Source organism: Streptomyces sp. NPDC001315 (assembly GCF_042896175.1).
Taxonomy (GTDB): Bacteria; Actinomycetota; Actinomycetes; order Streptomycetales; family Streptomycetaceae; genus Streptomyces.
Window position 1 is genome coordinate 153,731 of the sequence record NZ_JBIAWZ010000006.1, and the last position, 15,879, is coordinate 169,609.

Here is a 15,879-nt window from a genome sequence, read left to right on the forward strand (position 1 = left end):
AGATCCGGGCCACGTGGGACGTCACCGTGGCCTCGCTCAGGGCCGGTTCGCCCGCGACCGGTCAGGATCGGAGAAGTCGTCCGGCGCTCCCCCGGCCTAGCGTGGGATCACCGGCGGAAAACGTCGGTCCGACACCGACGCGCCCCGTCGGCCCGCATCTCACGGAGGAGTACGTCATGACCGCCGGACTCAAGACGATCATTTACCCCGTCAAGGACCTCGCCCGGGCGAAGTCCCTGTTCAGCGCACTGCTGGAGGTCGAGCCGTACGCGGACGAGCCGTATTACGTCGGTTTCAAGGACGCCGGCCAGGACGTGGGCCTCGACCCGAACGGGCATGCCAAGGGCATGACCGGGCCGGTGCCGTACTGGCACGTCTCCGACATCCGGGCGCGGCTCGCGGCCCTGCTGGAGGCGGGGGCCGAGCTGCTTCAGGACGTGCAGGACGTCGGCGGCGGCAGGCTGATCGCCTCGGTGAAGGACGCGGACGGGAACCTCGTGGGCCTCCTTCAGGACCCGGCCGCCTGAGACAGCGCCCCGCTGCTTGCGCGCGCACTAGTTGCACACTCAACAAATGGCTGGATCGGTGTTACCGTGCCGGTATGGCAGTGAAGACGGCGGCCGCCCGGCTCGAGGAACGGTGGCGGGACATCCTGTCGGTGCACGCGCGCGCGATGTGCGAGATCGACCGCGTGCTGCACCCGCACGGCCTGGGTGCGAGCGACTTCGAGGTGCTCGACATCCTCGCCGTCGAGTCGCCCGAGGAGGGCGACCACTGCCGGGTGCAGAACCTCGTCGGACGGGTCCACCTCAGCCAGAGTGCCCTGTCCCGCCTCATCGGGCGGCTGGAAAAGGAGGGCCTCGTCGAGCGTTCCGTCTGCGTGGAGGACCGGCGGGGCGTGTGGGTCGCCCTCACCCGCAAGGGCCGCGATCTGCACGCCGAGGTGCTGCCGCTGCAGCGTGCGGTACTGGCACGCGTCCTCGGGGACTAGGGCCGGCCCGGACCGTCCTCTCTGTCATCCCTTGACCCCGAGTACGGGCGGGTGGCTGTCGCCGTCGACGTTGACGACGATCCAGGTGTCGCCCGCCCTCAGGAGCTGAGCGGTGTTCTCGATCTTGCCGTCGACATCGCGCACCATGGTCCCGTCGCCCTCACCCAGGCGGTTCCCGTCGGCCGCGGCAAGCGTCCACAGCCGGTCGTCGCCGCCGAGCACGGCGACCTGACCGCGTCCCGCGGGAGCCAGGGCGGTGATCGTGCCGCCCAGGTCCTGGTGCCACAGGCGCTGTCCGTCGCGCAGCGAGTAGCCGGCGACCCGTTGGGGCTCGTCGGCGCCGGGCTTCGTGGCGGCGACGACGAGCGTGCCGGCGCTGACCGTCGCCAGCAGTGCCGGGCGTGCGGTGAAGGACGTGCCCGTCGGGACCACGGTCAGATCCTCCTCGTCGGCGGTGAGGGGGATGTTCACCGGGTCGCCGCCGGAGCCGGAGTAGGCCAGCACGGCGGCGACGCCGCGCTCGTCCTCCTCCTTCAGCAGCAGGGTGAACGGGTCGGCCGAGACCACCATCACCGTGCTGACGGGGCTCTCCACCGGCAGCTCGCGACTGCTCCGTTCCTTCCCCGTGGCGTTGTCCAGGGTCACCAGCCGTGCCGACCTGAAATCTCCGAGCTTCGTACACGTGACGACGACCCTGGTGCTGCCGCCGGCCGCGGAGGCGACCTGCGGCTGGCACTCCACCGCGTCGCCGTCGCCGTCCGTCGAGTTCAGCTTCGCGGTCCAGCTCGGCGTGCCGTCTGCGAGGTCGTAGCCGTGGACAGCTCCGTCCGCCAGCGCCACGGCCACGCCCGCGTCGGCGGTGAGCAGGCTGTCACTGCCGGAGGTGTACTGGGGAACCCCGCTGATCTTGCGCTCCCACACCTTGCGGCCACTGCGCACGTCGACGCCCCACACGGTGTCGCACGGCTCGTCGTACCGCCCGAAGGCGACCAGGCCGATGCCGTCGACGACGCGCTCGCTCATCCCGCACACCGATGCGCGTACGGGAGCCCTCAGGGACCAACGGCGCTCCCCGGCACGGGAGTCGTACGCCACGAGCGCGTCGCCGCGCACCCGGACCACCGTCGCGGCGTCCTCGCCGACGGTCCACACACCGAGGCCGCGCACCGTCGACGGGCGGTCCCGGCCGGCCTCCCACGCGGGGTCGAGGACCGGTCCGCGCATCCACAGGTACGCCTGCCAGCCGGGCCACAGCGCGAGCAGCACGCCCGCCGAGACGAGGACGGCGGGCAGCGCCTTGCCGGGGCGGATCCGGGTGAACGCGGCGACGGCGGCACCCACCGCGCCGAGACCGGCGAAGGTGAACAGGAACGCCAGCAGGAGGGTCGGCGTGGTGCCGTCCGGGCAGGGGTCGTAGTCGCTGCCGCAGGAACCGCCGGGAATGGACGTCCAGCCCAGCCAGTGGTACTCCACCGCCAGTCCGGCGACCGCACCGGCCGCCACGACGATCAGGCCGGCGGGCACCGCTCTCCGCCCCGCGCGCGGTCTGCTGTCCTCAACCACCCTTGTCCCCCGTCCTGTTCTGCTCCATGGCGCTCCCCAGCGCCACCCCCTCCGGCACGAAGGGGCGCTGGAGCATAACGCGCCCGGGTGGATCACGTCCGAGGCATACTGCCCAGGTGGACAAAGAGGCGATCGAGGACGCCCGGCGCTGGCTGGCCGAGCACGGCGTCACCCGGCTCGACGACGGGGCGTGGGCCGCCGACGACGCCCCGGGCGAGCGGCTCACCTCCAACGAAGTCGCCCACGGCTGGGCGGGGTTGGCGCTGACCGACGGGGACCGGGACGCGACGGGGCGGCTGCGACTGGCGTTCGGGCTGCTTGATCTGCTCGACGACTACTGGGTGACCTGCGAGATCCGGTTCGCCGACCGGGGCCCGGAAGGGCCGCTGCCCGCCGAGCCGCTGTGGGAGAGCTACCGGCGGCGGCTGGAGGCGCCCCGGGATGCGGAGGCCGTCACGTACTCGCTGTGGGTGGACTGGTTCGAGGACCGGGACACCGCCGCCGTCGCCTTCGCCGAGGTACTCGGCCGTGACATCGGCCTGCTGAGGAGCGATGCTCCGCAGGCCCTGCTCCGCCGGACCCGCCGGGTCCTGGAGTGCTCGGGCCCGGTGCCCTGGCCGGCGAAGGACGCCGCGTACCGTGCCGCGGCGCGGCTGCCGGTCCTGCATCCGGCGCTCTTCAAGGCCTTGTTGAACGGCTATCACGATGTACACGGCGACCTCGAACCGACCGGCGCGCTGTCCCTTCTGGCCGACCTGGACCTGCCGACGGGCACTGAGCACGTCGGAGAACTGCACGCCGTACTCGCCGCCGGGCACAGGAACCACTACCGCAGCCCTGGCGCGTGGGACGAGGCGGTGCGCCGGAACGCCGGGTAGAGCGTGCCCGCGCTATCCGGCCGCGGTCGGCCCGGGTTGCCGATCGATCGGCCGCTCAGGCGAGACCGAGGTGGCCCGGAAGTCGCGCGGGCCGGTCCACAGGGCCGGGACCGCGTCGCAGCGGCGGCACAACTCGTAGGCGACGGCCTCGTAGTTGACCCGCCAGCCGTGGAAGTGCGGCCACGCCTCCTTGGTCGTGCGCTCGGACCGGAAGGCGGTGGCCTCCAGCATCGCCACGGCCTCTTCGAACTCGGCGAAGGTCAGCTGGATCGGGGCATCCGGGGCCGGGTCGGGGTCGAACCGGATGCGGACCGAACGGGCGATGTCCCGCAGCGCCGAGAATCCGGCGCGCAGCACCAGACGGGCCTCCGGCGGGGCGCTGCGCGGGGCGAGCGCGAGCTGCATGGCCGCCGCGTCCATCACGGCGACCAGCCCGACCAGCCAGTTGCGGTACGGCCGGGGCGAGCGGAAGGCGAGCAGCACCGGATAGGTGGCGTGGCTCTCGCCCAGGTCCGCGGCCAGCCGCTCCCAGGACCGGTACAGCTCGGGCAGTGCCGTCTCGGTGTCGACCAGCCACTGCCGGGCCAGGATCTCCGGGCCCCAGGCGGGCTCCCCGGCGCGCGACTGGAGCAGGGTGACCTCCAGCTCGCGCCGGTTGTAGGCGGCGTACAGGGTGGGCAGGTAGGCGATCTGAAGGGCGATGACGACGGGGCCGGTGGCCGCCGCGACGAAGTCGAGCGCGGACAGGCTGATCCGGGCGCCGCTGGCGAAGCCGAGGGTGAACAGGCTGGAGCCTGCCTCCCGGAAGGAGGTCGCCCAGGACAGCGGGGACAGTGCGTACTGCAGCAGCCCGTAGCCGACCAGGGCCCCGCCGAGCCAGGTCGCGAGCATGCCGATCAGCATGAACGGGGCGAGCCACGTCTGCGCGCGGTCGATGGCACGGTAGCCGCCGGAGGGCGCGGCCAGGCGCAGCAGCCGCCGCAGGAGCCACCACAGCCGGAAGACCAGCGCGGAGTAGAGGCCCCGCGGCACCACGAGGGTGCGCAGGATGCTGCTGAGGACGGCCAGAAGGACGAGGCCGCCGGCCACACCGGAGATCCAGAACATGCGGTCATTCTGGACCGCGCCCGCGGGTACCTCAGGTCGGCGGGATCCATCCGGCCGCGGGGCGGCCGGTGTCCGTGGATCCGGCGGTCGGGCCCACCCGGCCGCCGAAGTGGGTCGCTCAGCCCTGCGGCCGGGCCAGCAGGGTGCGCACGCCCTCCGAGGTGAGCGTCAGGGCGTGTGACCCGGCGGCGTCGATGGTCAGCGACAGGTCGTCGGACGGCCACTGCGCGGCGAGCGCGCCCAGCGGCACCAGGCGGTAACGCTGGATGAACGGCAGCAGGTGGGCCATCTCCGGTTCCGAGGTGAACACGGGCACCACCGGATCGCCGCCCTGCTGTTCCAGGACGGGAAGCGCAACGGTGTCCGCGTCCTCCTCGGGGGCGTCCTCGGGTACGGGTACGAGTACGTCGCTGTGCGCGAGCGTGTCGAGCGCGTCCGTGTCCTCGGTGTTCTCGGAAAGCGCGGCCAGCGCCCGCTGCGCGGTGCTGCCGGTCTCGTCGTGGGCAGGTGTGTCCATGGCAGATCCCCTGGTAGCGGTGGTCGTGGGCCTGCCCCGTCCGGATGGGACCCGGGCGCGGCTGGGTTCGCGTACCCGATACGGACGGGAACATTCCCGCGCCGACGACCGGATCCAGGTGACCGTGCTCGACCCGGGTGGAGGCGGGCGGCATCGGGGCCGTCGTCGCCGCCAACGCGGTCATCGTGCTCACCCGACGCGGCTGAAGGCAGACGGTGTCCGGCCCACCGCCGAGTGAGCATGCCCCGCCTTCCCGGGCCCTCCTCCATGATCGAAATCGCGGGAGGTTAACATCTGAGCACCGCCTAGCTCGAAAGATGAACCTGTGACTGTCAACGAGGACTCGTTCACCAACTGGAAGACCCGCGAGGAGATCGCGGAGTCGATGATCCCGATGATCGGGAAGCTGCACAGGGAGCGGGACGTCACGGTCCTGCTGCACAGCCGTTCCTTGGTGAACAAGTCGGTGGTCAGCATCCTCAAGACCCACCGATTCGCCCGGCAGATAGCCGGTGAGGAGCTCTCGGTCACCGAGACGCTGCCGTTCCTGCAGGCTCTCACCGCGCTCGACCTCGGCCCTTCCCAGATCGACATCGGCATGCTCGCCGCGACGTACCGGACCGACGACCGGGGTCTGACGGTGGCGGAGTTCACCGCCGAGGCCGTCGCCGGCGCCACTGGTGCCAACAAGATCGAGCGCGGCGAGGGGCGCGACGTCGTCCTCTACGGCTTCGGGCGCATCGGCCGCCTCGTCGCCCGCCTGCTCATCGAGAAGTCCGGCTCCGGCAACGGCCTGCGGCTGCGCGCGATCGTCGTCCGCCAGGGCGGCGAGCAGGACATCGTCAAGCGTGCCTCGCTGCTGCGCCGCGACTCCATCCACGGCCAGTTCCAGGGCACGATCACCGTCGACGAGGCGAACAGCACGATCGTCGCCAACGGCAACGAGATCAAGGTGATCTACGCGGGCGACCCGTCGGAGGTCGACTACACGGCGTACGGCATCAAGGACGCCATCCTCATCGACAACACGGGCAAGTGGCGCGATCGCGAGGGCCTGTCGCAGCACCTGCGCCCCGGCATCGACAAGGTCGTCCTGACCGCGCCGGGCAAGGGCGACGTCCCCAACATCGTGCACGGCGTCAACCACGACACGATCAAGCCGGACGAGCAGATCCTGTCCTGCGCGTCCTGCACCACCAACGCGATCGTCCCGCCGCTGAAGGCGATGGCGGACGAGTACGGCGTCCTGCGCGGCCATGTGGAGACCGTCCACTCGTTCACCAACGACCAGAACCTGCTGGACAATTACCACAAGGCCGACCGTCGCGGCCGCTCGGCGCCGCTCAACATGGTGATCACCGAGACCGGAGCCGCCTCCGCCGTCGCCAAGGCACTGCCCGACCTGAAGGCGCCGATCACGGGCAGCTCGATCCGCGTCCCGGTGCCGGACGTCTCGATCGCGATCCTCAGCCTGCGGCTCGGCCGCGAGACCACCCGCGAGGAGGTCCTCGACTACCTCCGCGACGTGTCACTGACCTCACCGCTCAAGCGGCAGATCGACTTCACCACCGCACCCGACGCGGTCTCGAGCGACTTCATCGGCTCCCGCCACGCCTCGATCATCGACGCCGGCCCCACCAAGGTCGACGGCGACAACGCGATCCTCTACCTCTGGTACGACAACGAGTTCGGCTACTCCTGCCAGGTCATCCGCGTCGTCCAGCACGTCTCCGGGGTGGAGTACCCGACCTACCCGGCGCCGGCGGTCTGACCACCGGGGACCGAACGATCCGACGTCCGGCAGACGGGCGGACGACAGCGGGCGGGGGACGACCGATACCGATCGGCATCAGGCCGCTGCGGAGGCTCTCGTTGCCGAAGCGCTTGCCGGACTCCCCGTCCGCGGCCAGAAACAATCGTCCAGTCCTCGATGGGCCGGGCGTCGGGTCGTCCGCCCCGCCTCGGAGCCCGGTCCGGAAGCAACCGCTCGAACGAAACGGGCTCCGGGACCGTTACCGACGCGGACGCTCGAAGGTCAGCAGCAGCCCCTCGACGGCTCCCGGGCCTATGCGTCCCTTGACGTCGGCGGAGGTGATGGCCTTGAGGCCCCAGCCGTCCTCGGCATGCTTGTTCAGGACCTTCTCCAGCTTGTCGCTGTCCAGCGCGTCGCCGATCAGCGACTCCCGGAAGGTGACGACCTTGTACTCGTACGTGTAGGGGCTGCTCATGGTTGCGAAGTCCTCCCGCGGGCCGGCCGGGCCGGGTTGTGGTGTGGTGGCCGGGGCCAGCCAATCATCCTCGGTGCCGCCGGCCACCGACGGCCCCGCTTCGCGGAGCATCCGGCCGTGCCCGGGCACCGCCTCGGCGACGCGGCTGTCGTGTCACGCGGACCGTCGGCGGAAAGGGCCGTAGCGTGGTCCGCGGCGACGGCGGACGGACCCGACGGTGAACCCCTTGGTGGCGTGATGTGCTGGAGTGCGACGGCCGATCTCGTCGCGGGCGCCGGTGTCGCGGCTGTCGGCGTGGCCTGTGTGGCACAGGTGCGCAGCGGCCGGGATCTTCCGCTCGCCGCACTGCCGTTGCTGCTCGGAGCCCACCAGATCGTCGAGTCGGTGATCTGGGGCTCGGGTGGGGGCAGCGGCCCCGCCACCGTCGCGTGGGCCGTCATGGCGCTGCCCCTGCTGGCGGTGTGGGTGCCGGCGGGAGTGATGTGCGCCGCCCCGTCGCACGCCCGTCGCCGGCTGGTTCTCCCCCTCGCAGCCGGAGCCGCGACCGCCGCGGTGCTCGCGTACGGCGTTGCCACCGGCCCGGTGACGGCCGAGATCCGCGGTCGCACGGTCGGTTACGTGCTCGGCCTGCCCCACGCGCCTCTGCTCGTCACGGGCTACCTCCTGGCCACTGTGGGCTCTCTGCTGCTGTCCGGCGACCGACGACTGCTGATGCTGGGGATCCTGGTCGCCGTGGGCGCGTCGGTCTGCTGGGCGCTGTGGCGGCTGGAGTTCGTGTCGACCTGGTGCGCGTTCGCGGCAGTGTGCTCGTTGGTGCTGTTCGCCTGGGTGCGCGCACGCCTGGCCACTCCGGCGAAGCCACGTGGCCCGATCGCGGCACAGTGATCCCCAGCCTGCTCACCCGGCCTCCCCCGGACGGCCGCGGCGCCTGCGGTACGCGGTGACCAGTACCACGACCCCGACCGCACCCGCGCCGATCGCGGCCCAGGTCGCGGGGCGCAGGAAGGGACGATGGGGCAGGGCCGGTGACGCCTGGACCGGGATGACGGCGGTGTCGTTGCCGGGGGTGCGGTCGAAGGGGTTGTACGTCCGGATGGTGCCCCGCGCGCCGGGGACCTGCCGGTCGATGCGGACGTGGAAGTCGATGGTGGTCGTACCGTCTTCGCCCTCGGAGAAGAGGGCGTCACCGATCTCACAGACGAACGCCCCGCCGGACTTGTCCGGCCGCTTGCACGCCCAGTCCCCGCCCGAGTCCTCGAAGGTGTACGGGATGGAGGTGACCGTGGTGCCCTCCGGCGGGACCACCTCGAAGCGGCCGAGCGTCTCGTCGCTCATCAGCCGGCCGGGGCTGAGGTCGCGCACCCCGAGCCGCACCTTCACCGTGTCGCCGACCCGGCCCCGGACCGTCGCGGTGACCGGCTCGTAGTCGGCCTGCTCGGTGGTCTCCACCTTGAGGACGCCTTCGCCGCCCCCGAAGCCGCGGTCGGCCGTCCCGGTCAGCGTGAGCGGGGCCCCCGTGCCGCGCACGGTGTGGTCGCCGGGCTTCTGCGGGGCCGACGACCAGCTGTAGCTCACGCGGCCGGTCAGCTTCCCGGGGGCGGCCGTGAAGGTGAGTGGGGAGCTGGTGCGGTACGCGGTGCCCGGTGCGGCCTTGGTGGGGAAGGTGCACCACGCCGAGGTGGGCGAGGAACCCGCGTAGTAGCAGTTGCTGTGACGCTTCGTCAGGGTCAGTTCGTCCGACACCTTGACCTGGAGGGCTACGCCCCGCTTCGCGGTGAACCGCGTGAGGTTGGCGAACCTCGGGGTCACCGGCTCCGGCTTCCCCGGCTCCACCCCGCTCACCGCCTCCTCCTTCGCGGGCGCGTTCAGCGTCGGACCGCCGATGATCATGCGGGTGGTGCCGGTGACGGGCGCCACGTTGTCGGCGCCGGCCGTGTACGTGACCGTCCCGCTGTCGCCCGGCTGTACCCCGTCCACGCCGAGGATGTCGAAGGGCGCGTTGGCCTCGCTGTCGTCCTTCATGGTGCCGTACATGCAGGTGTAGACCCAGCCCTGGCCGGTGCAGTTGCCGTACCCGCCCTTGGTCACGCGGGCGATGCCCTCCAGCCCGGACGCGTCGACCACGACCTTGATGTTGCGGGCGGGGGTGCCGTCGCCGGTCACTTCGACGGGTACGACGAAGTCCGACTTGACCGCCTTGCCTCCCTCGTCGGCGTTGTACACGACCATGGTGGCCGGGGCCGTGAGGTGTAACGCGACGTCATCAGTGGCGGGAGCCGCGGTGGCGGGCGCGACGGCCGTGCCGAGGACGGCGGTGAGACCTGCGGCCGCCAGGGCCCCGCGGCTGCTGATCCGTATCCGAGAAGGCATGCGAGGCACTATGCCATCAGCGGGAACCACGCCCGCAGCACGGCCTCCGCGCGGGTTCAGCAGATGCGCGGCAGCTGTTCCCCGATCGGAAGGTCGACCACGCGCGTGCCACCCAGTCCGGTGCGGGCCACGACCATGCCCGGGTGGTCTTCGACGGCCTCGCCGATGATCGCGGAGTCGCTGCCCAGCGGGTGGGCTCGCATCGCATCCAGAACCGCGTCGGCGTGTTCGCGCGGGACGAAGGCGACCAGCTTGCCCTCGTTGGCGACGTACAGGGGGTCCAGGCCCAGGATGGCGCACGCGTTGGCCACGGTCGGCGGGATCGGCAGCTCGCGCTCCTGGATGATCACACCGGCGCCGGAGGCCGCCGCGATCTCGTTCAGTGCGGCCGCCACCCCTCCGCGCGTGGGATCGCGCAGCACGTGCAGGTCCGGGGTGACGGCGAGCATGGCGTCGACCAGACCGCCGAGCGCGGCACAGTCGCTCTCGAGTTCCACTCCGAACTCCAGGCCCTCACGGACGCTCATGATCGCCACTCCGTGGACGCCGATCCCCCCGCTGACGATCACGACGTCGCCGGGGACGACCCGCTGCGGGCGCAGATCGACGCCCGCCGGGACGAGGCCGATGCCCGCGGTGTTGATGAAGATCCCGTCGCCGTGGCCGGCCTCCACCACCTTGGTGTCGCCGGTCGCCACCTCGACGCCCGCGGCGCGCGCCGCGGCGCCCAGCGCCTTGGCCACCCGGTCGACCTCGTCCAGTTCGACGCCTTCCTCCAGGATGAAGCCGCAGGAGAGGTAGGCGGCGCGGGCGCCGCTCATGGCGAGGTCGTTGACGGTGCCGTTGACGGCCAGATCACCGATGCTGCCGCCGGGGAAGAACAGCGGTCGCACCACGAAGGTGTCGGTGGAGAACGCCAGCCGTACGCCCCCCAGTGTGAGAGCCGCGGCATCGCCCATCTGGGCGAGCGCCTCTCCCCCGTAGGCGGGCGCGAACACATGCTGCACCAGCTCGGCGGAGAGCGCCCCGCCACCGCCGTGCCCCATGACGACCCGGGGCCGGTCGCGCAGCGGAGCCGGGCAGGTCCACGCCTCGGGGTCCAGTGCGGGTACGCGCAGGTCGGTGGTCTCAGACAACGGGGCTCGCCTCCCGGGGTGCGGTGGGGATGTCCAGCCGGCGGTAGAGGTAGTACGCGGCGCAGGCGCCCTCGCTGGAGACCATGGTGGCTCCGAGCGGGGTGCGGGGGGTGCAGAGGGTGCCGAAGGCCTCGCACTCGTGCGGCTTGATCAGGCCTTGCAGGACCTCGCCGCTGCGGCACTCCTCGGGTTCGAGCGTCTGGATGCCGGTGACCGAGAACCGGTACTCGGCGTCGTAGTCCCGGTACTTCCGGGACAGCCGCCAGCCGCTGTCGGGGATGACGCCGATGCCGCGCCAGGCGCGGTCGGTGACCTCGAAGACGTCCTCCAGCATGGCCTGGGCGGCGGGGTTCCCCTCCGGGCGGACGGCACGGGCGTAGGCGTTGTCCACGGTGTGTTCGCCGCGTTCCAGCTGGTGGATGGTTCGGCGTACGCCTTCCAGGATGTCCAGCGGTTCGAATCCGGTGACGACGATCGGTACCCGGTGGCGTTCGGCCAGCTCCGGATACTCCCGCACGCCCATCACGCTGCAGACGTGGCCGGCCGCGAGGAAACCCTGGACGCGGCAGCTCGGGGACCTCATGATCGCCTCGATGGCGGGGGGCACGCGCACGTGCGACACCAGCAGGCTGAAGTTCGGGATGCCGAGTTTTCTCGCCTGATGGACCGTCATGGCGTTGGGTGGCGCCGTCGTCTCGAAGCCGATGCCGAAGAACACCACCTCGCGGTCCGGGTTCTGCTGAGCGATGCGCAGAGCGTCGAGCGGCGAGTAGACGACGCGTACGTCGCCGCCTTCGCCGCGTACCTGGAACAGGTCCCGTCCGGTCCCCGGCACGCGCAGCATGTCGCCGAAGGAGCAGAAGATCACCTCGGGGCGGGAGGCGATCTCCAGTGCCTTGTCGATGACTTCCAGCGGGGTGACGCACACGGGACAGCCCGGCCCGTGGATCAGTTCGACCTCGTCCGGGAGGAGTTGGTCGATGCCGTGGCGGATGATGGTGTGCGTCTGTCCTCCGCACACCTCCATCAGGGCCCACGGCCGGGTCACCGTGGAGCGGATGTCGTCGAGGAGCCGGCGGGCCAGCTCCGGATTCTGGAACTCGTCGATGTACTTCACTTCCGCGCCTCCTCGATGACGTCCTCGACCTCGGTCGGGGCGGCTCCGCCCGTCTCCGCGGCCAGTTCCCAGGGGTCGCCGAACTCCTCCTGCAGCATGCCGAGGGTGGCGAAGAGTTCGAGCGTCCGCTTCGCCGACTCCTCGTCCAGCCGCTGCAGGGCGAACCCGACGTGGACGATGGCGTACTCGCCGACCTGGAGGTCGGGCAGGTACTCCAGGCACACCTCCTTGACCACGCCGCCGAAGTCGACGTTGGCCATGCGGGTGCCGTCGCGTTCCTCGATGTCCAGCACTCGGCCGGGTACCGCCAGGCACATGGGCCTCTCCTCGCTGTGGTCGTTTGCGTCGCCCGGTGCTGCCGGGGCGGTTATCGGTCGGTGTCCCCCGGCCGGGCCCTGGTGCGGGCGGCCACCACCAGCTGGCCGAGCGCCAGCCCGCCGTCGTTGGGCGGGACCAGGTGGTGACGCAGGACCGTGAACCCGTCCGCGCGCAGCGCCCCGGCGCAGGCCGAGGAGAGCAGGGTGTTGGCGAACACCCCGCCGCTGAGGGCCACCGTGTCCAGCCCGTGCCGCTCGCGTGCCCGCACACACATCACGCGGACGAGACCGGTGACGGCCCGGTGGAAGCGGGCCGCGACCAGGCCCGCGTCCGCGCCCGCCCGCAGGTCGTCGACGATCCGCGCGAGGACGGGTGCCGGATCGGCCCGCACCGCCCCGCCGGCGTCCCGCTCCGGGGGCAGGAGGGCGAACGCGTAGGCGGTGGCGTCCTCGGTGGGGGCCCGCAGTGCGGCGGCCTCCAGCTCGACGGCCGCCTGGGCCTCGTATCCGGCCCGGTGGCACACACCTACGAGGGACGACACGGCGTCGAAGAGCCGGCCCATGCTGGAGGTGGGCACACAGTTGAGGTCGCGTTCCAACTGCCGCTCCAGTACCCGCCGTTCGTCGGACGGGCAGGCGGCTACGCAGGCGAGCTCGTCCGACCAGCCGATCCCGGCCGCGCGCAGGTGGGCGAGCGCCATGCGGTACGGCCGGCGCACGACGGCATCGCCACCGGGCAGCGGGACGTACGCGAGATGCCCGAACCGGGTGAAGCCGTCGTAGTCGGCGAGCAGGATCTCCCCGCCCCACACCGCGCCGTCGTCACCGTGGCCGGTGCCGTCGAAGGCGACGCCGATCACCTGACGGCTGCCGTCCAGACCGTGTTCGGCCATGGCGGCGGCGACGTGGGCGTGGTGATGCTGGACGCGTACGACGGCCCGCCCGCCCGCGTTGCGGTCGGCCCACTGAGCGGAGCGGTAGGCGGGATGCCGGTCGGCCGCCAGCAGCCCCGGCCGCACTCCGGTGATCGACTCCAGGTGCGCCCGGGCGCGTTCGAAGGCCCGCTGGGTGCTCAGGTCGTCCATGTCGCCGATGTGCGCGGACAGCCACGCCCGGCGCCCGTCCCCCACGCAGAACGCGTTCTTCAGATCGCCGCCGACGGCGAGGGCCGGCCGCACGGGCACCGGAAGCGACACGGGAAGCGGCGCGTGGCCGCGGGCGCGTCGGATCACGAGGGGCTGTCCGTCGCAGACCCGCACGACGGAGTCGTCGCACGGCACATGGATCGGCCGGTCGTGGGTGAGCCAGGCGTCCGCCAGGTGCGCCAGCCGTTCCAGCGCCTCGCCGTCGTCGGTGACGATCGGCTCGCCGGCCACGTTGCCGCTGGTCATGACGAGCAGCCGGGGGCCGTCGGGGTCGCCGGGCAGGCCGAGCAGCAGATGGTGCACGGGCGTGTACGGCAGCAGCACGCCGAGGTCCGGGCTGCCGGGTGCGACAGCGGCGGCGGGCCGTACCTCCCCCGGCGCCGGGTCCGTACGGCGGCGCAGCAGCACGATGGGTCTGGTGCCGCCTTCGAGCAGGGTCCGTTCCGCGGGACTCAGCCGGACGAGGTGCTCGACGTCGTCCGCACTCCTGGCCATGACGGCGAACGGCTTGTCTCCCCGCGCCTTGCGGCGACGCAGCGAGGCGACGGCGTCGGAGTTCGAGGCGTCGCAGGCGAGGTGGTAGCCGCCCAGGCCCTTGACCGCGAGGATCGCACCGGCCGCCAGGAGCGCACGGGCATCGGCCACCGGATCCGACCCGGGGACGGTCGTCGCCTGCCCGCCGAGGTCCTGTCGCGGCACGAGCAGCCGTAGCCGCGGACCGCAGGCGGGACAGGCGACCGGCTGGGCGTGGAAGCGGCGGTCGGCAGGATCGGCGTACTCCCGGGCGCAGTCGGAACACAGGGCGAAACCCGACATCGTGGTGTGCGCACGGTCGTACGGCACACCGGTGACGATCGTGAAGCGCGGCCCGCAGTGCGTGCAGTTGATGAACGGGTGACGGTGGCGGCGGTCGGCGGGGTCCGCCAGTTCGCGGAGGCAGTCGGCGCAGGTGGCCGTGTCCGGGGACACGAGGGTGCGCGCGGGTCCGTCGGTGCGGGAGGCCAGGATGGTGAACGCGGTGCCGCCCGTGACGGGCACCTCCTGGTGGTCGACGGACTCCACGCGGGCCAGCGGTGGCGCCTGGGCGGCGATCCGCTCGCAGAAGCGGGTGACGGCCGAGGCTGCTCCCTCGACTTCGGCGACGACGCCCTCCGGAGTGTTGGTCACATGCCCGGACAGGTCGAGCGCGGTGGCGAGGGTGTAGAGGTAGGGCCGGAAGCCGACTCCCTGGACCACGCCGCGGACGGTGACCCGACGGCGCAGCGGTGGGTCACCGGCGACCGCGGTCGCGGACGGTGCAGCGCTCACGGGTGTGTGTGGGTCATGGTGCCGGCGTGGGTGTGGTGGGGCGCGTCCGCCCTGCGGGCCATGACGGGTTCGTGCGGGGGCGCGCCGTCCGCTGCCGCCAGCGCCCTGTCGAGCAGCGCGCCGACCCCTTGGCCCCGCCGAGCGGAGGTCAGCACCACCTCAACTCCGGGATTGACCTGATCGACGTGGGCTCGGAAGGCCGCCTCGTCGAATTCGACGGCCGCGGCGATGTCGGTCTTCGTGACCACCACCAGGTGCGCGAGACCGAAGGCGGTGGGGTACTTCAGCGGCTTGTCCTCGCCTTCGGTCACGGAGGCCAGGACAACGCGCAGTGTTTCTCCGAGGTCGTAGGAGGCCGGGCAGACGAGGTTACCGACGTTCTCCACGAACAGCAGCCGGGTGTCGCCGGGCAGCCATCCGTCGAGGTGCCCGCCGAGCATCGCGGCCTCCAGGTGACACAGCCCGTCGGTGAGCACCTGTTTGACCGGGACGCCCGAACGCGCCAGCCGCGCCGCGTCGTTCTCGGTGGCGAGGTCGGCGGTCAGCGCCGCGACGGGCACCGACCGCTCCCGCGCCAGCAGCAGTTCGCGTTCCAGCAGCGCGGTCTTGCCGCTGCCGGGGCTGGAGAGGATGTTGACGACCGCTGTCCCGCGTGCCGTCATCTCGGCGCGCAGGGTGTGTGCGCTCGCGTCGTTCTTGGCGAGTACGGCCTGCTGCAGGTCGACCACACGGCACATGGTTCAGCGCTCCTCGGGGATCGGTTCGCGGGCTGGTGCGTGCGTCCGGCCGTCGTCCCAGTGCACGCTGACAATCTGCAGTTCACGGCCCGCCAGCAGCTCGGTGCTCGTCCCGCCGCACGCCGGGCAGCTCAGCCGGGGTGGCATGCCGACGGCCCATTCGTGCGCGCACGGCGCGCAGCGGGCGCGCCCCGGTACCGCGTCCGTGGCCAGTTCGGCCCCTTCCAGGAGGGTTCCGGCGCAGGCCAGTTCGAAGCAGAAGGAGAGGGAGTCGGGGACGACACCGGCCAGTTCGCCCACCTGGAGTCGTACCGATCGCACCGCCGTGACGTCGCCGGCCTGCTGCGCGGCCCGCTCGACCTGGTCGATCACCGCCAGCGCGATGGACATCTCGTGCATCGGTCTCCGTCCTGGCAAGGGCCGGTCGCCGCCGACCGCCGGCGAGCCGATCGGCCCGCCGGGCAG

The 15,879-nt window shown here is 71.9% G+C and carries 16 protein-coding genes; 5 read left to right on the plus strand and 11 right to left on the minus strand.

Translation table 11 applies throughout. The features are described from left to right. The first annotated feature begins 176 nt into the window (after nucleotides 1–176). Together ACFY16_RS19365 and ACFY16_RS19370 are read left to right on the plus strand one after the other, a co-directional pair. A complete protein-coding gene (locus ACFY16_RS19365; protein WP_390648338.1) occupies nucleotides 177–527 on the plus strand; it encodes a VOC family protein in 351 nt (116 codons plus the stop codon). A gap of 74 nt (nucleotides 528–601) precedes the next feature. Then, nucleotides 602–991 carry a MarR family winged helix-turn-helix transcriptional regulator gene (locus tag ACFY16_RS19370; RefSeq protein WP_390648339.1) on the plus strand — a complete coding sequence of 130 codons (390 nt, stop codon included), beginning with the start codon at nucleotides 602–604 and terminating at the stop codon, nucleotides 989–991. Between the two features lie 24 nt (nucleotides 992–1,015). Here ACFY16_RS19370 and ACFY16_RS19375 read toward each other — a convergent pair whose 3' ends face one another. Beyond that, nucleotides 1,016–2,515, minus strand: a complete 1,500-nt coding sequence (locus tag ACFY16_RS19375) for a PQQ-binding-like beta-propeller repeat protein (RefSeq protein ID WP_390648340.1) — start codon at nucleotides 2,513–2,515, stop codon at nucleotides 1,016–1,018. 155 nt (nucleotides 2,516–2,670) lie between these two features. Here ACFY16_RS19375 and ACFY16_RS19380 point away from each other — a divergent pair, with 155 nt between their 5' ends. Continuing rightward, the gene (locus ACFY16_RS19380; RefSeq protein ID WP_390648341.1) at nucleotides 2,671–3,432 is read left to right on the plus strand and encodes a hypothetical protein; all 762 of its coding nucleotides are present in this window, start codon (nucleotides 2,671–2,673) and stop codon (nucleotides 3,430–3,432) included. A gap of 12 nt (nucleotides 3,433–3,444) precedes the next feature. Here the strand turns inward: ACFY16_RS19380 and ACFY16_RS19385 are convergent, their stop codons facing one another. Beyond that, on the minus strand, nucleotides 3,445–4,539 hold the full coding sequence (locus tag ACFY16_RS19385; protein ID WP_390648342.1) for a hypothetical protein: 1,095 nt from the start codon (nucleotides 4,537–4,539) through the stop codon (nucleotides 3,445–3,447). 118 nt (nucleotides 4,540–4,657) lie between these two features. Further along, nucleotides 4,658–5,056: an SseB family protein gene (locus ACFY16_RS19390; protein ID WP_390648343.1), complete on the minus strand. Its 399-nt coding sequence runs from the start codon at nucleotides 5,054–5,056 to the stop codon at nucleotides 4,658–4,660. Between the two features lie 325 nt (nucleotides 5,057–5,381). Here ACFY16_RS19390 and ACFY16_RS19395 point away from each other — a divergent pair, with 325 nt between their 5' ends. Continuing rightward, nucleotides 5,382–6,827: a glyceraldehyde-3-phosphate dehydrogenase gene (locus ACFY16_RS19395; protein ID WP_351140984.1), complete on the plus strand. Its 1,446-nt coding sequence runs from the start codon at nucleotides 5,382–5,384 to the stop codon at nucleotides 6,825–6,827. Nucleotides 6,828–7,068: 241 nt separating this feature from the next. On the opposite strand, the gene ACFY16_RS19400 is transcribed toward ACFY16_RS19395, so the two are convergent. Beyond that, a complete protein-coding gene (locus ACFY16_RS19400; protein WP_351140988.1) occupies nucleotides 7,069–7,284 on the minus strand; it encodes a DUF4177 domain-containing protein in 216 nt (71 codons plus the stop codon). Nucleotides 7,285–7,521: 237 nt separating this feature from the next. On the opposite strand from ACFY16_RS19400, the gene ACFY16_RS19405 reads away from it, so the two are divergent. Beyond that, complete coding sequence (locus ACFY16_RS19405; RefSeq protein ID WP_390648344.1) at nucleotides 7,522–8,169, plus strand: DUF6629 family protein; 648 nt, start codon at nucleotides 7,522–7,524, stop codon at nucleotides 8,167–8,169. Between the two features lie 12 nt (nucleotides 8,170–8,181). Here the strand turns inward: ACFY16_RS19405 and ACFY16_RS19410 are convergent, their stop codons facing one another. From ACFY16_RS19410 to hypA, 7 genes are read right to left on the minus strand one after another with little or no spacing between them, the layout of a single operon-like run. Then, on the minus strand, nucleotides 8,182–9,654 hold the full coding sequence (locus ACFY16_RS19410) for a hypothetical protein (protein ID WP_390648345.1): 1,473 nt from the start codon (nucleotides 9,652–9,654) through the stop codon (nucleotides 8,182–8,184). A 56-nt stretch (nucleotides 9,655–9,710) separates the two neighbouring features. Next, nucleotides 9,711–10,790 carry a hydrogenase expression/formation protein HypE gene (gene hypE / locus ACFY16_RS19415; RefSeq protein WP_390648346.1) on the minus strand — a complete coding sequence of 360 codons (1,080 nt, stop codon included), beginning with the start codon at nucleotides 10,788–10,790 and terminating at the stop codon, nucleotides 9,711–9,713. Then, entirely contained in the window at nucleotides 10,783–11,907 is a 1,125-nt protein-coding gene (gene hypD / locus ACFY16_RS19420) for a hydrogenase formation protein HypD (RefSeq protein WP_390648347.1), read from the minus strand. Before hypD ends, hypE begins: the two co-directional genes overlap by 8 nt. Further along, nucleotides 11,904–12,224: a HypC/HybG/HupF family hydrogenase formation chaperone gene (locus ACFY16_RS19425; protein WP_390648348.1), complete on the minus strand. Its 321-nt coding sequence runs from the start codon at nucleotides 12,222–12,224 to the stop codon at nucleotides 11,904–11,906. Before ACFY16_RS19425 ends, hypD begins: the two co-directional genes overlap by 4 nt. A 50-nt stretch (nucleotides 12,225–12,274) precedes the next feature. Continuing rightward, nucleotides 12,275–14,677, minus strand: coding sequence for a carbamoyltransferase HypF (gene hypF / locus ACFY16_RS19430; RefSeq protein ID WP_390648349.1), 2,403 nt, complete (start codon nucleotides 14,675–14,677; stop codon nucleotides 12,275–12,277). Continuing rightward, nucleotides 14,674–15,414: a hydrogenase nickel incorporation protein HypB gene (gene hypB, locus ACFY16_RS19435; protein ID WP_390648350.1), complete on the minus strand. Its 741-nt coding sequence runs from the start codon at nucleotides 15,412–15,414 to the stop codon at nucleotides 14,674–14,676. The genes hypF and hypB overlap by 4 nt, the downstream gene beginning before the upstream one ends. Nucleotides 15,415–15,417: 3 nt before the next feature. Beyond that, complete coding sequence (gene hypA / locus ACFY16_RS19440) at nucleotides 15,418–15,813, minus strand: hydrogenase maturation nickel metallochaperone HypA (RefSeq protein WP_390648351.1); 396 nt, start codon at nucleotides 15,811–15,813, stop codon at nucleotides 15,418–15,420. Nucleotides 15,814–15,879: the final 66 nt, after the last annotated feature.

Coding starts and splice junctions, on each gene's coding strand:
- ACFY16_RS19365 (WP_390648338.1), top strand. CDS start 177: ATGACCGCCGGACTCAAGACGATCATTTACCCCGTCAAGGACCTCGCC.
- ACFY16_RS19370 (WP_390648339.1), top strand. CDS start 602: ATGGCAGTGAAGACGGCGGCCGCCCGGCTCGAGGAACGGTGGCGGGAC.
- ACFY16_RS19425 (WP_390648348.1), bottom strand. CDS start 12,224: ATGTGCCTGGCGGTACCCGGCCGAGTGCTGGACATCGAGGAACGCGAC.
- hypB (WP_390648350.1), bottom strand. CDS start 15,414: ATGTGCCGTGTGGTCGACCTGCAGCAGGCCGTACTCGCCAAGAACGAC.
- ACFY16_RS19405 (WP_390648344.1), top strand. CDS start 7,522: ATGTGCTGGAGTGCGACGGCCGATCTCGTCGCGGGCGCCGGTGTCGCG.
- ACFY16_RS19410 (WP_390648345.1), bottom strand. CDS start 9,654: ATGCCTTCTCGGATACGGATCAGCAGCCGCGGGGCCCTGGCGGCCGCA.
- ACFY16_RS19385 (WP_390648342.1), bottom strand. CDS start 4,539: ATGTTCTGGATCTCCGGTGTGGCCGGCGGCCTCGTCCTTCTGGCCGTC.
- ACFY16_RS19400 (WP_351140988.1), bottom strand. CDS start 7,284: ATGAGCAGCCCCTACACGTACGAGTACAAGGTCGTCACCTTCCGGGAG.
- hypA (WP_390648351.1), bottom strand. CDS start 15,813: ATGCACGAGATGTCCATCGCGCTGGCGGTGATCGACCAGGTCGAGCGG.
- ACFY16_RS19390 (WP_390648343.1), bottom strand. CDS start 5,056: ATGGACACACCTGCCCACGACGAGACCGGCAGCACCGCGCAGCGGGCG.